Raw genomic sequence first — 16,104 nt, 5'->3', positions numbered from 1 at the left:
ATGTGGGACTGGCTGACGAACCCGGACAACTGGACCAACACCCTCGGCACGCCCGGCATCCCGCAGCGGCTGGCCGAGCACCTGCGGTACACCGTCGTCGCGGTCGTCATCGCGGCGCTCATCGCGGTGCCGCTCGGCGCGTTCATCGGCCACACCGGCCGCGGCGGGACGTTCGTCGTCGGCCTGGTGAACGCCTTCCGCGCGCTGCCCGAACTGGGTCTGCTGATCCTGCTGACCCTGTCCATGGGGGTGCTGCTCGCCTTCGACGCGATGACGATCACCCTGGTGCTCATCGCGGTCCCGCCGCTGCTGGCCGGAACCTACGCGGGCATCCGCAACGTCGATCCGTCCGCTGTGGACGCCGCGCGCGGAATGGGCATGCGGGGACGGCAGATCCTGGTCAAAGTCGAGCTCCCCAACGCCCTGCCCCTGATCCTCGGCGCCCTGCGCACGGCGACACTGCAGGTGATCGCCACGGCCAGCATCGCGGCGTTCGTGAGCCTGGGCGGCCTCGGCCGGTTCGTCATCGATGGGTTGGCCCTGCGCGAATTCGACCGGATGGCGGGCGGCGCGGTGCTCATCGCGGCGCTGGCCATCGTCGCGGAACTTGTCCTGGCGGGCTTGCAGTGGCTCGTCGTCTCGCCGGGACTGCGGGCTCCCCGCACCAGAAAACGGAAGGCAACGACGTGAGGAGATCCTCGATGAAGCGCGTACTCGCCTGGGTGGCGACCGCGGCGCTGGCCCTGACCGCGTGTGGGGGCAAGTCCGACCCGCTGGCAGGCCCGTCGAGCACCGCGGCCCCCGCCGCGGCCGACACCATCGCCATCGGCTCGGCGAACTTCCCGGAGAGCACCCTGCTCGCCGAGATCTACGCCAACGCGCTGGAGGCCAAGGGCGTCAAGGTCACCAAGAAGCTCAACATCGGCAGCCGCGAGACCTACTACGCGGGCCTGCAGGACGGCTCGATCGACCTGATCCCCGAGTACACCGGCGTCCTGCTGCTGCATGTCAACAAGGAAGCCAAGGAGACCGCGGCCGACGACGTGTACGCGGCGCTGTTGAAGGCGTTGCCCGCGAACCTCACCGTCCTCGACAAGTCGAGCGCCGAGGACAAGGACGCGGTCGTGGTCAGCAAGGAGACCGCCGAGAAACTGGGCGTCAAGTCCATCGCCGACCTCGCCGCCAAGGGCCCGGTCGTCTTCGGCGGCCCCCCGGAATTCCAGAAGCGCGCCGACGGCCTGCCCGGTCTGAAGGCCAGCTACAACCTTGAGGTCTCGGAGTACAAGTCCCTCGACGTCGGCGGCCCACTGACGGTCGACGCGCTGAAGTCGGGCGCGGTGCAGGCGGCGGACCTGTTCACCACCGACCCGGCGATCGCGGCGAACGGTTTCGTGGTGCTGGCGGACCCGAAATCGAACTTCGCGGCCCAGAACGTCGTCCCACTGATCAACAAGACCAAGGCGTCGGACAACGTGAAGAAGGTCCTCAACGCCATCTCGGCGAAGTTGACCACGGAGATCCTGCTCGAACTCAACGGAAAACTCGCGGCCCCGGACAAGCCGGACGCGTCCAAGGTCGCCAAGGACTGGCTGGCAAGCGCGGGTATCTAGCTTTCAGCGACCCCCGAGCCGCGCGGTCAGTTCACTGGCCGCGCGGCTCGTCTCATTGGCGAGGTCGGCCCAGGTCTCGCCGCACTCGTCGGGGCAGACGTGGCGGAAGGTTGTGCTGATCGCGGCGGTGGGGCGGCCGGTGTGGTCGAACACGGCCGCGGCGACCGACGCGAAGCCCTCGGTCACGTACCCGTCCTCCACCGCCCACCCCCGCCGCTTCTCGACCGCCAGCAGCCCCCGCAGCGCGGGCAGGTGCTCCGGCCCCCGCGCCGTACGCCGTACGAAACTGGCTCGCGTCGGAAAAAGGGCCCTGACCTGCGCGGCAGGCAAGTACGCCAGGATCGCGCGACCTGACGCGGGCAGGTGTGCGGGCAGCCGAACCCCCACATCAGTCACCACCGTGTGCGGATGCGCGGGCTGCTCCCGAAGCAAGTACAGCGTCTCACCGCCGTGCAGGACCCCCAGATGCGCCGTGTGCCCAGTCCGCTCGATCAGCCGCCGCAACAACGGCCGCGCCAGCCGCTCCAGCGGGTCGTGCCGCAAGTACGCCGACCCAAGCTCGAACGCCGCCACCCCCAGCCCATACCGCCGCTCCTCGGGCAGATGCGTGACGAAGCCTGCCTCCGCCAGCTCGCCGAGCAGGTGATACGTAGTCGACCGCGGCAGCCCCAGCTCCCGGGCCACCGCCGTCGCCGTCACCGGACCGGCCTTGCCCGCGAGCAGCCGCAGCACCGCCAGCCCGCGCCGGAGGGCCGGGACATCGCTGCTGGCGCCCATCCCCCCAAGGTACCCGCGTCTGGAATACCAGACACTCTCACCCGATCCCCCCTCGTGCCCGCCCCCGTCCCGCGTTGAGATGGGCGCATGCTGGAACTCGTTCAGATCGACGGTGGTCCGCTCACCCGCGCGGACGTGGTGAAGGTCGCGCGGACCGCCGCGCGGGTCGAGGTCACCGCGAACGCGCTCGCCGCGGTCGCGAAGTCGCGGGCCCACATCGAGGAGTTGGCCAACGCCGAGAAACCGACCTACGGGATCTCCACCGGCTTCGGCGCCCTGGCCACCCGGCACATCCCGCAGGACAAGCGGGCCGAGTTGCAGCGGTCGCTGATCCGCTCGCACGCCGCGGGCGCGGGCCCCGAGGTCGAGCGGGAGGTCGTGCGGGCCCTGATGCTGCTGCGGCTGCGCACCCTGGCCACCGGCCGCACAGGGGTCCGCCAGTCCACTGTGGAGACCCTGCTCGGCCTGCTCAACCAGCGCATCCACCCCGTCGTGCACGAGTTCGGCTCGCTCGGCTGCTCCGGTGACCTCGCGCCGCTCTCGTCGATCGCGCTCGCGCTGATGGGCGAGGGCATGGTGCGCGACCGCCTCGGCGACCTGCGTCCCGCCGCCGAGGTGATGGCCGAGCGGAAGGTGAGCCCGGTCGAGCTGGCCGAGAAGGAAGGGCTGGCGCTGATCAACGGCACCGACGGCATGCTCGGCATGCTGTGCCTGGCCGCCGACGACCTGCGCCACCTGCTCGACATCGCCGATCTGACCGCCGCGATGAGCGTCGAGGCGCTGCTGGGCACCGACCGCGTGTTCGCCCCCGACCTGCACGCCCTGCGTCCGCACCCCGGCCAGAGCATCTCCGCGGCGAACATGGCCCGGTTCCTGGCCGGGTCGCCGATCGTGGAGAGCCACCGCGGCCCCGACTGCACCCGCGTGCAGGACGCCTACTCGCTGCGCTGCTCCCCGCAGGTCCACGGCGCCGCGCGGGACACCGTCGGCTACGCCGAGACCGTGGCCGACCGCGAGTTGGCCAGCGCGATCGACAACCCGGTGGTGCTGCCCGACGGCCGGGTCGAGTCGAACGGCAACTTCCACGGCGCGCCCGTGGCCTACGTGCTCGACTTCCTCGCCATCCCCGTCGCCGACGTGGCCAGCATGGCCGAGCGGCGGACCGACCGGATGCTCGACGTCGCCCGCTCGCACGGACTGCCGCCGTTCCTCGCCGACGATCCCGGCGTCGACTCCGGCCACATGATCGCCCAGTACACGCAGGCCGCGATCGTCTCCGAGCTCAAGCGGCTGGCCGTGCCCGCGTCGGTCGACTCGATCCCGAGCAGCGCGATGCAGGAGGACCACGTCTCGATGGGCTGGTCGGCCGCGCGCAAGCTGCGCAAGGCCGTCGACGGGCTCACGACCGTCCTGGCGATCGAGCTGCTGACCGCCGCGCGGGCCCTTGACCTGCGCAAACCGCTCCAGCCCGCGCCCGCGACCGCCGCGGCCGTCGCCGCGTTGCGTGAGCACGTCGAAGGCCCCGGCCCCGACCGCCACCTCGCCCCCGAGATCGCCGCCGCCGAAGAGCTGATCCGTTCCGGCGACCTGATGCGCGCCATCACCAGGAAGGTTTCCCGATGAGCACAGCTCGACCTGTCCGCGCCGCCCGTGGCACCACTCTCACCGCGCGCAACTGGCAGACCGAGGGCGCGCTGCGGATGTTCCACAACAACCTCGACCCCGACGTCGCCGAGCGTCCCGACGACCTCGTCGTCTACGGCGGCACCGGCAAAGCCGCGCGGAACTGGGCCAGCTTCGACGCCATCACCCGCGAGCTGACCACACTGTCGGAGGACGAGACGCTGCTGGTCCAGTCCGGCAAGCCGGTCGGCGTCATGCGCACCCACGAGTGGGCCCCGCGCGTGCTCATCGCCAACTCGAACCTCGTCGGCGACTGGGCGACCTGGCCGGAGTTCCGCAAGCTCGAAGCCCAGGGCCTGACCATGTACGGCCAGATGACCGCGGGCTCGTGGATCTACATCGGCACCCAGGGCATCCTCCAGGGCACCTACGAGACCTTCGCCGCGGTCGCCACCAAGCGCTTCGGCGGCACCCTGCGCGGCACGCTGACCCTGACCGCGGGCCTCGGCGGCATGGGCGGCGCGCAGCCACTCGCGGTGACCATGAACGACGGCGTCGCGCTGTGCGTCGAGGTCGACCCCGACCGCGCCCGCCGCCGCGTCGAGACCCGCTACCTCGACGAACTCGCCGACTCACTCGACGACGCCGTGGCCAGGGTGGAGAAGGCCAAACGGGAGAAGCGCCCGCTGTCGGTCGGCGTGATCGGCAACGCCGCCGAGGTGTTCCCGGAGCTGCTGCGCCGCGGCGTCGAGATCGACATCGTCACCGACCAGACCTCCGCGCACGACCCGCTGGCCTACCTGCCGCGCGGGGTCGACCTGGCCGACTGGCAGGACTACGCGGCCAAGAAGCCCGACGAGTTCACCGACCGCGCGCGCGAGTCGATGGCTGAGCACGTCGGCGCGATGGTCGGGTTCATGGACAAGGGCGCCGAGGTCTTCGACTACGGCAACTCCATCCGCGGCGAGGCCAAGCTGGGCGGCCTGGAGCGGGCGTTCGACTTCCCCGGCTTCGTCCCCGCCTACATCCGCCCGTTGTTCTGCGAGGGCAAGGGCCCGTTCCGCTGGGCCGCGCTGTCGGGCGACCCGGCCGACATCGCCGCCACCGACCGCGCGATCTTGGAGCTGTTCCCGGAGAACGAGTCGCTGGCCCGCTGGATGCGCATGGCCAGTGAGCGCGTCGCCTTCCAGGGGCTTCCGGCGCGCATCTGCTGGCTCGGCTACGGCGAACGGCACCTCGCGGGCCTGCGGTTCAACGAGATGGTCGCCTCCGGTGAGCTGTCCGCGCCAGTCGTGATCGGCCGCGACCACCTCGACTGCGGCTCGGTCGCCTCCCCGTACCGCGAGACCGAGGCGATGGCCGATGGCTCCGACGCGATCGCCGACTGGCCGCTGCTCAACGCCCTGGTCAACACCGCTTCCGGGGCGAGCTGGGTGTCGATCCACCACGGCGGCGGCGTCGGCATCGGCCGCTCGATCCACGCGGGCCAGGTCTGCGTCGCCGACGGCACGCCGCTGGCCGGTCAGAAGATCGAGCGCGTCCTCACCAACGACCCGGCCATGGGCGTCATCCGGCACGTGGACGCCGGGTACTCCCGCGCCGACGAGATCGCCGCCGAACGCGGTGTCGTCGTTCCGATGGCGCGTTCGTGAGCCTGCTCGACGCCATCGCCGACGTCGGCGTCGACCAGCGGCGCGGCGGCTACTCGCGGCACGGGTTCGACCCGGTGGAACTGGAGCTGCGCTCCTGGTTCGTCGCCGAGGCGCAGGCACGGGGATTGGCCGTCGAGACCGACCGCAACGGCACGCTGTGGGCGTGGTGGGGAGCGCCCGGCGACCGTGCGATCGTCACCGGTAGCCACCTGGACTCGGTGCCGGGCGGGGGCGCGTTCGACGGCCCGCTCGGCGTCACGTCGGCGCTGGAGGCGGTGGACCTGCTGCGCGCCCGCGGCTTCACGCCGGGCAAGCCGCTGGCCATCGCCGTGTTCCCGGAGGAGGAGGGCGGCCGCTTCGGCGTCGCGTGCCTCGGCTCCCGGCTCATGACCGGCGCGCTCGACCCGGACAAGGCCCGCCGCCTGACCGACCCCGACGGCGTCACCCTCGCCGACGCGGTGCGGTCGGCCGGGCTGGACCCGGCTGGGCTCGGCCGGGACCCGGTCGGACTCGGCCGGATCGGCACGTTCGTGGAACTGCACGTGGAGCAAGGCCGGGGGCTGGTCGACCTGGCCGCCCCGGTCGGCGTGGCGAGCTCGATCCTGGCGCACGGCCGCTGGCGGTTCACGTTCACCGGCGAGGGCAACCACGCGGGCGCGACCATGATGGGCGACCGCCGCGACCCGATGCTCCCCGCCGCGATGACCATCGCCGCGACCCGCAAGGCCGCGGTCGCGGGCGCCAGGGCCACGGTGGGCCGGATCGTCCCCAACCCGGGCGGCACCAACGTGATCGCCTCCTCGGTCACGCTCTGGCTCGACGCCCGTGCCGACGACACCCCACGCACTCGGGCCGTGGTCGCCGACATCACCGCCGCGGCCCAGGCCGCAGCGCTCGCCGAGGGCTGCGAGCTCACGGTCACCGAAGAGTCCTATGGGGACACTGTCCACTTCGACCCGGTCCTGCGCGACGACCTCGCCGCCTGCCTGGGCGGTGTCCCCGCGCTGCCGACCGGGGCGGGCCACGACGCGGGGATCCTCGCCGCGCACGTCCCGACCGCGATGCTGTTCGTGCGCAACCCGACCGGCGTCAGCCACGCACCGCAGGAATTCGCCGAACCAGCCGATTGCGCGGCCGGGTCGGCGGCGCTGGCCGATGTGCTGGAACATCTAGCCCAATGATTACTTACTGGTGCGAACATGCCTGGCTGACCGGCGGCATCGCCCGAGGTGTCCTCGTCACCGTCGCCGAGGATGGCACGGTCGGCGCTGTGACGGCTGCCGACACAGCGCCGACCGGTGCGACCGCCCTGCCCGGGCTGGTGTTCCCCGGCTTCGCCAACGCGCACTCGCATGCCTTCCATCGGGCCTTGCGGGGGCGCACACACGGCGACGGAGGCACGTTCTGGACGTGGCGCGAGCGCATGTACGCGTTGGCGGGCAAGCTCGATCCCGACACCTATCTGACCCTCGCCCGCGCCGTCTACGCCGAGATGGCGCTCGCGGGCATCACTTGTGTCGGCGAGTTCCACTACCTGCACCACGCTCCCGGTGGCCGCCGCTACGCCGATCCCAACGCGATGGGGGTCGCGTTGGTCGAGGCCGCGCGGGACGCCGGGATCAGGATCACCCTGCTCGACACCTGCTACCTCGCGGGCGGCATCGACACGCCGGTGTCGGCCGAGCAACTGCGATTCAGCGACGGGACCGCGGGCGCCTGGGCGGAGCGGGTCGCGGGCCTGCGGCCGGACGCGACCACCCGGATCGGGTCGGCGATCCACTCGGTGCGGGCGGTGCCCCGGGAGTCCCTGGCTGAAGTCGCCCAGGTCGAGGGCCCGCTGCACGTCCATCTGTCCGAGCAGCCCGCCGAGAACGAAGCCTGTCTGGTCGCCTACGGCCGGACCCCGACCGAACTGCTGGCCGACGCGGGCGTCCTCGGCCCCCGCACCACGGCCGTGCACGCCACCCACCTCACCGCGGGCGACATCGGCCTGCTCGGCGGCTCGGGAACCGGGGCTTGCTTCTGTCCGACCACCGAGGGCGACCTCGCCGACGGGATCGGCCCCGCCCGCGAACTCCTCGACGCCGGTTCGCCGCTGTCGCTGGGCAGCGACCAGCACGCGGTGGTGGACCCGCTGACCGAGGCTCGGTCGGTCGAGCATGGCGAGCGGCTGCGCACTGGACAGCGGGGCAGGCTGAGCCCTGACGAACTGGTGACCGCGCTGACCTCGGCGGGACACGCGAGTCTGGGCTGGGACGGCGGCCGGATCGAGGTCGGCGCCCCAGCTGACCTCGTCGCCGTGCGGCTGGACACGGTCCGGACGGCTGGATGTCTGCCGGGGCAGGTGATGCTGGCCGCCACCGCGTCCGATGTGGACACCGTGGTGGTGGGCGGCCGGGTCGTCGTCAGCGGCGGCGTGCACCGGTTGGGCGATGTCGGGGCGATGCTGGGCAAGGCGATCGAAGGGCTGTGGTCGTGAGTATTCTGGTGACCGGCATCGGCGAACTCACCACCAACGACGGCGACGCCCGCACCGACGCCGCTGTGGTCATCGACGGCGACCGGATCGCCTGGGTCGGTCAGGCGGCGTCGGCACCAGACGCCGACGAGCGAGTCGACGTCGAGGGGCGCGCGGTGCTTCCGGGGTGGGTCGACAGCCATACCCACCTGGTGTTCGCGGGCGACCGGACCGAGGAGTTCCGGGCCAGGATGGCGGGCGAGCCGTACACCGCGGGCGGCATCGCCGTCACCGTCGGCGCCACCCGCGCGGCCACCGACGACGAACTGGCAGCGGGCTTGCGCGGGCACATCGCCGAGGCCGTGGCGCAGGGGACCACGTACGTCGAGACCAAGACGGGCTACGGCCTGACCGTTGAGGACGAGGTCCGCTCCGCCCGCATCGCCGCCGAACACGCCGACGAGGTCACCTTCCTCGGCGCCCACCTCGTCCCACCCGGCGCCGACCCGCAGTCCTATGTGGACCTGGTCAACGGCCCGATGCTCGATGCCGTCGCCCCTTACGTGGGCTGGGCCGACGTCTTCTGCGAGACGGGCGCTTTCGACGAGGCCCAGTCCCGCGCGGTACTCGAAGCCGCCGCCGCCAAGGGCCTCGGCCTGCGCGTCCACGGCAACCAGCTCGGCCCCGGCCCCGGCGTACGCCTGGCGGTCGAACTCGGCGCGGCCAGCGTCGACCACTGCACGTACCTGACAAAGTCCGATGTGGACGCTCTGGCGTCATCGGACACGGTGGCCACGCTCCTGCCCGCGTGCGACCTCTCGACGCGCCAACCGCTGCCTGACGCCCGAGCGCTGCTGGACGCGGGGGCCACGGTCGCCTTGGCCTCCAACTGCAATCCCGGCTCGTCCTACACGTCCTCGATGGCCTACTGCGTCACCACTGCGGTCCTTCAGATGCGAATGTCGGTCGCCGAAGCCATCCGCGCCGCCACCTGGTCAGGCGCCAAGGCCCTCCGCCGCGACGACATCGGCGTCATCCGGGTCGGCGCCCGCGCTGACCTGCACGTTCTCAACGCGCCATCGGCCACCCACCTGGCCTACCGACCGGGCGTGCCCCTCACCTGGGCCGTCTGGCGGGCGGGGGAGCGCGCGCGCTAGCCATCGGGCGTAGGTCAGCCGCGTGGCCGGGAAGGGATCGCCGGGAACGTCGTCGGTCGGTGGATCGAGCAAGGCGGCGACTGGAGTTCGGTCGACGGCTTTTGTCGAGTTTGAGTGGAAATGTCGGTATATAACGTCGCGGCATGGAACATTGTCAAATGGGATTGCGGTGAACAAGTCCCGAATTCTGTTCTCTTGACAGTGCAAGAGGCGGTCGCCATGATCGGCTAATCATGAGAGCGATCAATTTAGTCAGGTAGACGCGGAGAGTGGCCTGGGGTGCCACGTGAGATCCCATTTCTACCGCAACTATCCCTAATATTCGCGTCAGATCCGCCTGTGGTGTGCGGAAATTGTGACGCGCCTCTGGGTGAGGACTGTCGATGACTGTTGCCGCGCGCCCGAAATCGGGCGGAAACCGATACCTGGCTGATGCGAGATCAGGATTCCTGGTCTCGCTCATCGCCCTGCCGTTGTCATTGGGGATCGCCGTGGCCAGCGGCTTTCCGCCGATCGCCGGGGTGATGACGGCGATCATCGGGGGCGTCGTCGTGAGTCTGTTCGGCAGCGCCCGCCTGACCATCAAGGGCCCGGCCGCCGGGCTCATCGTCATCGCGATCGGGGCGGTCACCGAACTGGGCCAGGGTGACATGGTGGCCGGCTACCGCAGGGCGCTCGCGGTCGGAGTCGTGGCCGCGGCACTGCAGATCGTATTCGCCTTCGCGCGGGTGGCCACGGTCGGTCTGATCCTGTCGCCATCGGTGGTGCACGGAATGCTGGCCGCGATCGGTGTGCTGATCATCGCCAAACAGGTGCACGTGCTCGCCGGTGTCACGCCGGTGTCCCAGCATCCCCTTGGCCTGCTGGCCGAGATCCCCCACTCCTTGCTCCGAGCGGACGGAAAGGCTCTGCTCATCGGGCTGATCGGCGTGGTCATCATGGTCGCGATACCGATGCTGCGCCGGGTGCGATCGGTGCCCGCGCCGCTCCTGGTGGTGGCCGTCGCGATTCCGTTGGGGCTGCTACTGAACGTGGAGCCGTCGCGGCTGGTCCAGCTTCCCGGCTCGCTGCTCGACGCGGTCGCCTTCCCCGACTTCAGCCACATCCTCAGCGCGACGTCCATCCAGTACATCGTCATGTTCGCCTTGATCGGTTCCATCGAGTCCACCCTGACGGTGATCGCGGTCGACGGCATGGATCCCGCTCGCCGCGCGTCCGACCTCAACCGCGATCTGCTGGCCCTGGGCGCGGGGAACCTGGTGTCGTCCATGGTCGGCGGGCTGCCGATGATCTCAGAGATCGTTCGCAGCAAGGCCAATGTCGACGCGGGCGCGACCTCGCGCTGGTCCAACTTCGCGCACGGCGCGTTCCTGCTGCTTCTGGTGGTGCTGATACCCGGCGTGCTCCAGACGATTCCGCTGGCGGCCCTGGCGGCGATGCTGGTCTACACGGGTGCCCGCCTTGCCGCGCCACGCGAGTTTCGCCGGGCCGCCGAAACAGGCCGAGACCAGGTGGCCATCTTCGTCACGACGCTGGTGGTCACCCTGCTCACCGACCTCCTGATCGGGGTCGCCGCGGGCCTGGCGCTCAAACTCCTCTTGCACCTGGTGCGGGGAGTCCCGGTGTCGGCGATCATGCGCCCTCGGGTCGACGCGCTGCGGTCAGGACCGGTGCTGCGTCTCAAGGTCCACGGTGCGGCGGTGTTCCCCGCACTGCTGCCGATTCGCCGAGCTGTCGCGCGCGCCGAGGACGAGGTCACCGATGTCGTAGTCGACGTCGGCGACACCCGCCTGGTCGACCACACGTTCCTTTCCCGGCTCGACGCGATGGCCGCGGAATGGCCGAACGTGTCCTTGACCGTCGAAGGGCGCGACACCCTCGTCCCGGTCGCGAACCACCCGCACGCGGTCCGGCGGCGGCGCTCGTGATCGGCGACCTGATCGATCACGCCGCCCACTTTCTGCCCGCCCAAGGCCCATTGCAGACCTTTATTCACCACAACACATTGCATGCCTTCGAATCCATGGCGTTCACCGACGCGGTGGTCGCGGCGTCGCGGCTCTACGGTACCGAGCCATTCCTGCCCGAGCGGGTCTTCCACGACCACGTGCGCGCCGGGCGGATCAACGCCGCCGACATCGACGCCGTTGTCGCGGCGGAGATTCCCCACGGCGCGGAGCCGATCATCCCGGGCGGCCCGAACCGGCTGATCTTCCACAGCGAGCGGCTGCGTTACTGGATCGATATCCCCGCCGGGCACCGGCTGCGGTGGCGGCTGGCAGAGACGGACGCGTTGACCGAGGTGACACCGCTGGCCGCGGACCGCAGGCGTGGCGAGAGCACCGACCTGACCTCCCTGTGGACGCATTTGACGGCGGTGGATACACAGGCACCCACCCCCGCTGTCGGGGCTCGCCCTCGGGAGTCGCTGCTCGCCGAGACCGGGGTCGACGCCGACCATCTGGTGCATCCAGTGCTGATCCGGGTGACCGCCGCGTTCCTCGACCAAGGCGTGGCGCACTGGTCGATGCCTGGTCGGGCAGGCGGCCTGCTGGCCGCGTTCCGCGAGGTCTACGGCGGCGTGGCGGGTCCGCCGGATCGGTTCCTGCGGGGCCTGTCCACCTGCCTGCGGGCGCAGCATGGGTGGGGCAGCGAACGCACGATCTCGTGGGCACTGGCCGAACTTCGCGTCGCGCGACGAGACTGGGGCACGGTCATCGCAGACACTCTGATTTCGCTGCGCGGCTGGGCGGGCATGGTCAGGCACCTCCAAGAGCGCCCGGACAGTGCCCCGGTCGCCGCGCCGCCTGCCCGGCTGGCCGATTACCTGGCGGTCCAGCTCACGCTCGACGTGTTCGCCGCTCGACATGTCTCCCGACTTCCGCGGCGACCGGTCTCCACGCCGGATTCGAGCCTCGCGCTGGCGTATGAGGCGTTCATCCTCGCGCAGATCATGATCGTGGACCTCGATGTTCTCGCCGATCCCCGGCACGCGGCGGCCTGGCTGAGCCAGGTGAACGCGTGCGACGAGTTGACCCGCAGGCGCCTGCTGCACCTGGCCTACGAGCATCGTCACCGCGAAGGCTTCCTCGGCGCGCTCGCCGCACACCAACGGGTCGCCCAGCCCGCGCCCGACGCCGAGTGGCAGGCCGTGTTCTGCCTCGATGAGCGCGAGGAATCGATGCGGCGGCACCTCGAAGAGCACGACCCGGCTGTCGAGACTTTCGGCGCAGCGGGCTTCTTCGGGGTAGCCATGCGCTACCAAGGGCACGCCGACGTGCGCTCCCGTCCACTGTGTCCAGTAGTGGTGACGCCGACCAAAACCGTTGTGGAGAAGGTGGTCGAGCCGGGTTTGGGAAGCCGTCGCAGGCGGTGGCGCGGCCGTGTCGCCGGTGCGCGCACGCTCGGGCGCGGAACTGTGGTCACCGTCGGCCTTGGCCTGTGGCACGCGGCGGCCCTGGTTGGACATTGCCTGTTCCCGCGCGCGACGCACCGCAGTATCGACGCGCTCCCGCGCCCGCCGAAGACGCGACTGGTTCTGGAGCCCGAGTTCACCGTCGAGGACATGGCCGAGATCGTCTCCGGCCTGTTGCGCACCATCGGACTTCGGTGCTCGCCGCTGGTGGTGCTGGTCGGGCATGGCTCGTCGAGCATGAACAACCCGCACGAGTCCGCGCACGACTGCGGCGCGACCGGCGGCGGGCGCGGCGGACCCAACGCCCGCGCCTTCGCCGCGATGGCCAACCACCCTGGTGTGCGGGCTCGGCTGCGGGACATGGATGTCGTCATCCCGGACACGACATGGTTCGTCGGGGCCTACCACAACACAGCCGACGACACGATGACCTACTTCGACACCGACCTGGCCCCGGACGGTGCGCTGGACCGGGCGCGGGCGAGCTTGGCAACGGCGTGCGCCTCGTCCGCGCATGAACGGTGCAGGCGCTTCGAGTCGGCTTCCCTGACCTTGCCCACGCACCGCGCGACCGCACATGTCCACCGGCATTCGGTCGATATCAGCCAGCCGCGACCGGAGTACGGCCATGCCACCAACGCGGTGTGCGTGGTCGGCGAGCGATCGCGTACCAGGGGCCTGTTCCTGGACCGGCGGGCGTTTCTGGTCTCCTACGAACCTGGCAACCGGGGACTGCTCGACGGTCTACTGCGCGCGGTGGGGCCGGTGTGCGCGGGGATCAACTTGGAGTACTACTTCAGCTCTGTCGACCCGGTGGGCTACGGCTGCGGAACGAAACTGCCGCACAACATCACCGGCTTGATCGGGGTGATGGACGGCCACTCGTCTGACCTGCGGACCGGATTGCCTTGGCAAATGGTGGAAATCCACGAACCGGTACGGCTGCTGCTGGTGGTGCGGGCCGACCCTGACCACCTGCTGGAAATCATGATCGGCGATCCCAACCTGTCGTTGCTGGCAGGCAACGGCTGGATCCAGGTCGTGGCGTGGAATCCCGACGCCGACCAGATGCACCTGTTCGCCGACGGCGCGTTCACGCCGTACGTTCCCGCCGATATCGAACTGCCCACAGTGGACAGTTCGGGCGAGGTCTACGGCGGTCGCCGCGACCACCTCGGATTCGCGCACGTGCGGCCGTCGGACGCCGTCGCGGTGACGGGCGTGATCCGGTGAGCCCACTGTGGTCGGTCGTGCTGCTGCCGCTGGTGGCGTTCTCGGTACTCGCCTGCCCAGCGTGGTTCGGCCTGCGGGTGTCGGAATCCATCGCCTCGACCGCGGTCGTGAGCGCCTGCGCGCTCGCCGCCATGGCGGCGGCCGTGCCGTGGTCTCCAGACGCGATACTGGCCGGGGACTGGCTCGCGCGGGTGTTCGCGGCGTTGACGTCGGTCCTGGGTGGACTCATCGGCGTCTTCGCTCGACGCTACCTCCACCGTGACCCTGGCTACCTGCGGTTCTACCTGCTGCTCGCGCTGTTCGTCGCGGCTGTCGAACTGGTAGTGCTCGCACACGGCCTTGAGCACGTGTTGATCGGCTGGGAGGTGTGTGGCCTGACGTCGGCACTGCTGATCGCGTTCTTTCACCAGCGGCGCGGACCGGTCGCCCACGGCCTGCGTGCCTTCGCCACCTACCGGCTCTGTGACATCGCTTTGGTGCTCGCCGTCGCACTGCCCGGTGCGTCCGCGTCCGTGACCGGTGTCCTGCTACTGATCGCGGCGATGGGCAAATCGGCGCAGTTCCCGGTCGGCGGCTGGCTGCCTCGGGCGATGGAAGGCCCCACGCCGTCGAGTGCGATCTTCTACGGCGCGATCTCGGTCAGCCTCGGGCCGTACCTGCTGCTGCACACCCGCCCGCTGTGGGACGCCTCGACCGTCGCCCACGTCGCGATCGTGGCTGTCGGAGCGGTCACCGCCATCCACGCGACCATTGTCAGAAGGGTACGGACCGACATCAAAAGCGTCCTGGCCTATGCGTCGATGACCCAGGTGGCCTTGGTGTTCGTGGAGGTCGGCATGGGGTGGACCGTGGTGGCGGTGGTCCACCTGGTGACTCACGCGCTCACCCGCACGGTCCAGATCCTACGATCGCCGAGCCTGCTGCACGACCATCATCGGCTCGAACAGCGTGGACTGCTGCGCGAGACCGGGCGGGTCTTCGGAATGCTGCCCGCTCCGGCTCGGGCCTGGCTGTACCGGTTCGCGCTCGAAAGCTGGTACGTCGACGGGCTGCTCGGCCGGGTACGGGACGGGGCACGCCGATGGTCTCGCTGACGGGCTTGGCCGCGGTCGCGGCCTGGACGATCACCGGCATGGCTGTCGGCCGGATCGCCGAGCCGCGCGCGGCCCGTCGCGCGGCCGTGTGGTGCGCGACGGGTGTGTTGGCGTTCGCGGTGGCCGAGTGGGTGGTGGCGGCCCCGGCGCGCTCGACGGTGGTCGCGGTCTGGGCGGGTGTCCAGGTCGGTGCTGGATCGCCGGGTACGGCTTTGGCGGCGGTGTGCCTGTGCGGCCTGCTCGTGATGGCGATGGCATCGGTGGTCGATCACGCGCCCGCGGTGCTCGGCCGGGTGTGCCTGTTGTTCGCCATCGCCTGCGGCTATGTCGCCATGACCCATCCCCTCGCGGACCTCGCGCTGTGGATCTTGGCCATGGCGGTGGCCTGGCGGTGGGTCCGTGGGCCGGTGTACCTGCTCGCGCAGCTCGCGGGCGCGGTGGGGCTGGTGTGGGGCATCGGGATCGGCGGGTTCGCCAGGTCGGCCGTGTGGTTCGCGCGCGCCCCGATGGGGGTGCTGGTGGGACTGTCGATGGTGCCGCTGTCGTCGGCGCCCATCTCCGGTTCGTTGCGCGTCGCCGCGGCCGTCGTGGCGGTCTGCGCGGCGGTGTACGCCGTCGTTCAGGACGACGCCCGTCGGATGCTGGGCGGATTGATGGTGTCCCTCAACGGCTTCCTGCTGACTGGCGGTGCCTGGCAGGTGCTCGCCGTCGCGTGCGCCGGGCTGGGGATGACGCTGGCGGCTGTTGAGGCTCGACGTGGCCCGCTGTCCCTGTCCACGCCGAGCGGCAGCTTGACCGAGACGCCCCGGCTGGCGACCGCGCTGTTGGTGTTCGGCCTGGGAGCTGTCGGGTTCCCGCCATTGCTGGGTTTCCACGGCGTCCACGCCGCGATTGAGGCGACACTGCCCCTCGCGGTCGCGGCGGCGGTCAACGGCATCACCGTGTTGCGCGCGTTCTTCGGCCTGTTCGCGGGTACCGCCGCTCACATCGGAGAACCCGACCTGACCGCCCTGGAACGCTACGCGGTGTTCGTGGCAGGCGCCGCGATGGTCCTTGGTGGGCTCTAGTGGCCTGCCATGCCCCTG

Annotated in this window: 12 protein-coding genes; 11 read left to right on the top strand and 1 reads right to left on the bottom strand. The window is 70.6% G+C overall.

Going from position 1 to position 16,104, the window contains the following annotated elements:
• The gene (locus BN1701_RS21655; RefSeq protein WP_054051659.1) at positions 1-690 is read left to right on the top strand and encodes an ABC transporter permease; all 690 of its coding nucleotides are present in this window, start codon (positions 1-3) and stop codon (positions 688-690) included.
• Positions 691-701: 11 nt separating this feature from the next.
• The gene (locus tag BN1701_RS21650; protein WP_054051657.1) at positions 702-1,610 is read left to right on the top strand and encodes an ABC transporter substrate-binding protein; all 909 of its coding nucleotides are present in this window, start codon (positions 702-704) and stop codon (positions 1,608-1,610) included.
• 3 nt (positions 1,611-1,613) lie between these two features.
• Here the strand turns inward: BN1701_RS21650 and BN1701_RS21645 are convergent, their stop codons facing one another.
• Positions 1,614-2,387, bottom strand: coding sequence for an IclR family transcriptional regulator (locus BN1701_RS21645; RefSeq protein ID WP_054051655.1), 774 nt, complete (start codon positions 2,385-2,387; stop codon positions 1,614-1,616).
• 87 nt (positions 2,388-2,474) lie between these two features.
• On the opposite strand from BN1701_RS21645, the gene hutH reads away from it, so the two are divergent.
• The 9 genes from hutH to BN1701_RS21600 all read left to right on the top strand — a co-directional run bounded on the left by hutH (position 2,475) and on the right by BN1701_RS21600 (position 16,086).
• Positions 2,475-4,010: a histidine ammonia-lyase gene (gene hutH, locus BN1701_RS21640; RefSeq protein ID WP_054051653.1), complete on the top strand. Its 1,536-nt coding sequence runs from the start codon at positions 2,475-2,477 to the stop codon at positions 4,008-4,010.
• The gene (gene hutU, locus BN1701_RS21635) at positions 4,007-5,662 is read left to right on the top strand and encodes a urocanate hydratase (protein WP_054051651.1); all 1,656 of its coding nucleotides are present in this window, start codon (positions 4,007-4,009) and stop codon (positions 5,660-5,662) included. Before hutH ends, hutU begins: the two co-directional genes overlap by 4 nt.
• Entirely contained in the window at positions 5,659-6,843 is a 1,185-nt protein-coding gene (locus BN1701_RS21630; protein WP_054051649.1) for an allantoate amidohydrolase, read from the top strand. The genes hutU and BN1701_RS21630 overlap by 4 nt, the downstream gene beginning before the upstream one ends.
• Positions 6,840-8,141, top strand: a complete 1,302-nt coding sequence (locus BN1701_RS21625; RefSeq protein WP_054051647.1) for a formimidoylglutamate deiminase — start codon at positions 6,840-6,842, stop codon at positions 8,139-8,141. Before BN1701_RS21630 ends, BN1701_RS21625 begins: the two co-directional genes overlap by 4 nt.
• Entirely contained in the window at positions 8,138-9,277 is a 1,140-nt protein-coding gene (hutI, locus tag BN1701_RS21620; protein ID WP_054056019.1) for an imidazolonepropionase, read from the top strand. The genes BN1701_RS21625 and hutI overlap by 4 nt, the downstream gene beginning before the upstream one ends.
• A gap of 383 nt (positions 9,278-9,660) precedes the next feature.
• The gene (locus BN1701_RS21615) at positions 9,661-11,205 is read left to right on the top strand and encodes a SulP family inorganic anion transporter (protein ID WP_054051644.1); all 1,545 of its coding nucleotides are present in this window, start codon (positions 9,661-9,663) and stop codon (positions 11,203-11,205) included.
• Positions 11,202-13,925, top strand: coding sequence for a DUF2309 domain-containing protein (locus BN1701_RS21610; protein ID WP_054051641.1), 2,724 nt, complete (start codon positions 11,202-11,204; stop codon positions 13,923-13,925). The genes BN1701_RS21615 and BN1701_RS21610 overlap by 4 nt, the downstream gene beginning before the upstream one ends.
• Positions 13,922-15,019, top strand: coding sequence for a proton-conducting transporter membrane subunit (locus BN1701_RS21605; protein WP_054051640.1), 1,098 nt, complete (start codon positions 13,922-13,924; stop codon positions 15,017-15,019). The genes BN1701_RS21610 and BN1701_RS21605 overlap by 4 nt, the downstream gene beginning before the upstream one ends.
• Positions 15,007-16,086, top strand: a complete 1,080-nt coding sequence (locus tag BN1701_RS21600; protein WP_054051638.1) for a hypothetical protein — start codon at positions 15,007-15,009, stop codon at positions 16,084-16,086. The genes BN1701_RS21605 and BN1701_RS21600 overlap by 13 nt, the downstream gene beginning before the upstream one ends.
• Positions 16,087-16,104 lie beyond the last annotated feature (18 nt).

It is taken from the genome of Alloactinosynnema sp. L-07, from assembly GCF_900070365.1.
Classification (GTDB): Bacteria; Actinomycetota; Actinomycetes; order Mycobacteriales; family Pseudonocardiaceae; genus Actinokineospora.
The sequence above is the reverse complement of the archived record's forward strand: the minus strand, read 5'-3'. Positions and strand labels throughout refer to the sequence as shown.

What these genes read in the sequence shown, in the direction of transcription:
- BN1701_RS21600 (WP_054051638.1), top strand. Translation starts at nt 15,007, where the DNA reads ATGGTCTCGCTGACGGGCTTGGCCGCGGTCGCGGCCTGGACGATCACC.
- hutH (WP_054051653.1), top strand. Translation starts at nt 2,475, where the DNA reads ATGCTGGAACTCGTTCAGATCGACGGTGGTCCGCTCACCCGCGCGGAC.
- hutU (WP_054051651.1), top strand. Translation starts at nt 4,007, where the DNA reads ATGAGCACAGCTCGACCTGTCCGCGCCGCCCGTGGCACCACTCTCACC.
- BN1701_RS21615 (WP_054051644.1), top strand. Translation starts at nt 9,661, where the DNA reads ATGACTGTTGCCGCGCGCCCGAAATCGGGCGGAAACCGATACCTGGCT.
- BN1701_RS21625 (WP_054051647.1), top strand. Translation starts at nt 6,840, where the DNA reads ATGATTACTTACTGGTGCGAACATGCCTGGCTGACCGGCGGCATCGCC.
- BN1701_RS21650 (WP_054051657.1), top strand. Translation starts at nt 702, where the DNA reads ATGAAGCGCGTACTCGCCTGGGTGGCGACCGCGGCGCTGGCCCTGACC.
- BN1701_RS21645 (WP_054051655.1), bottom strand. Translation starts at nt 2,387, where the DNA reads ATGGGCGCCAGCAGCGATGTCCCGGCCCTCCGGCGCGGGCTGGCGGTG.
- BN1701_RS21655 (WP_054051659.1), top strand. Translation starts at nt 1, where the DNA reads ATGTGGGACTGGCTGACGAACCCGGACAACTGGACCAACACCCTCGGC.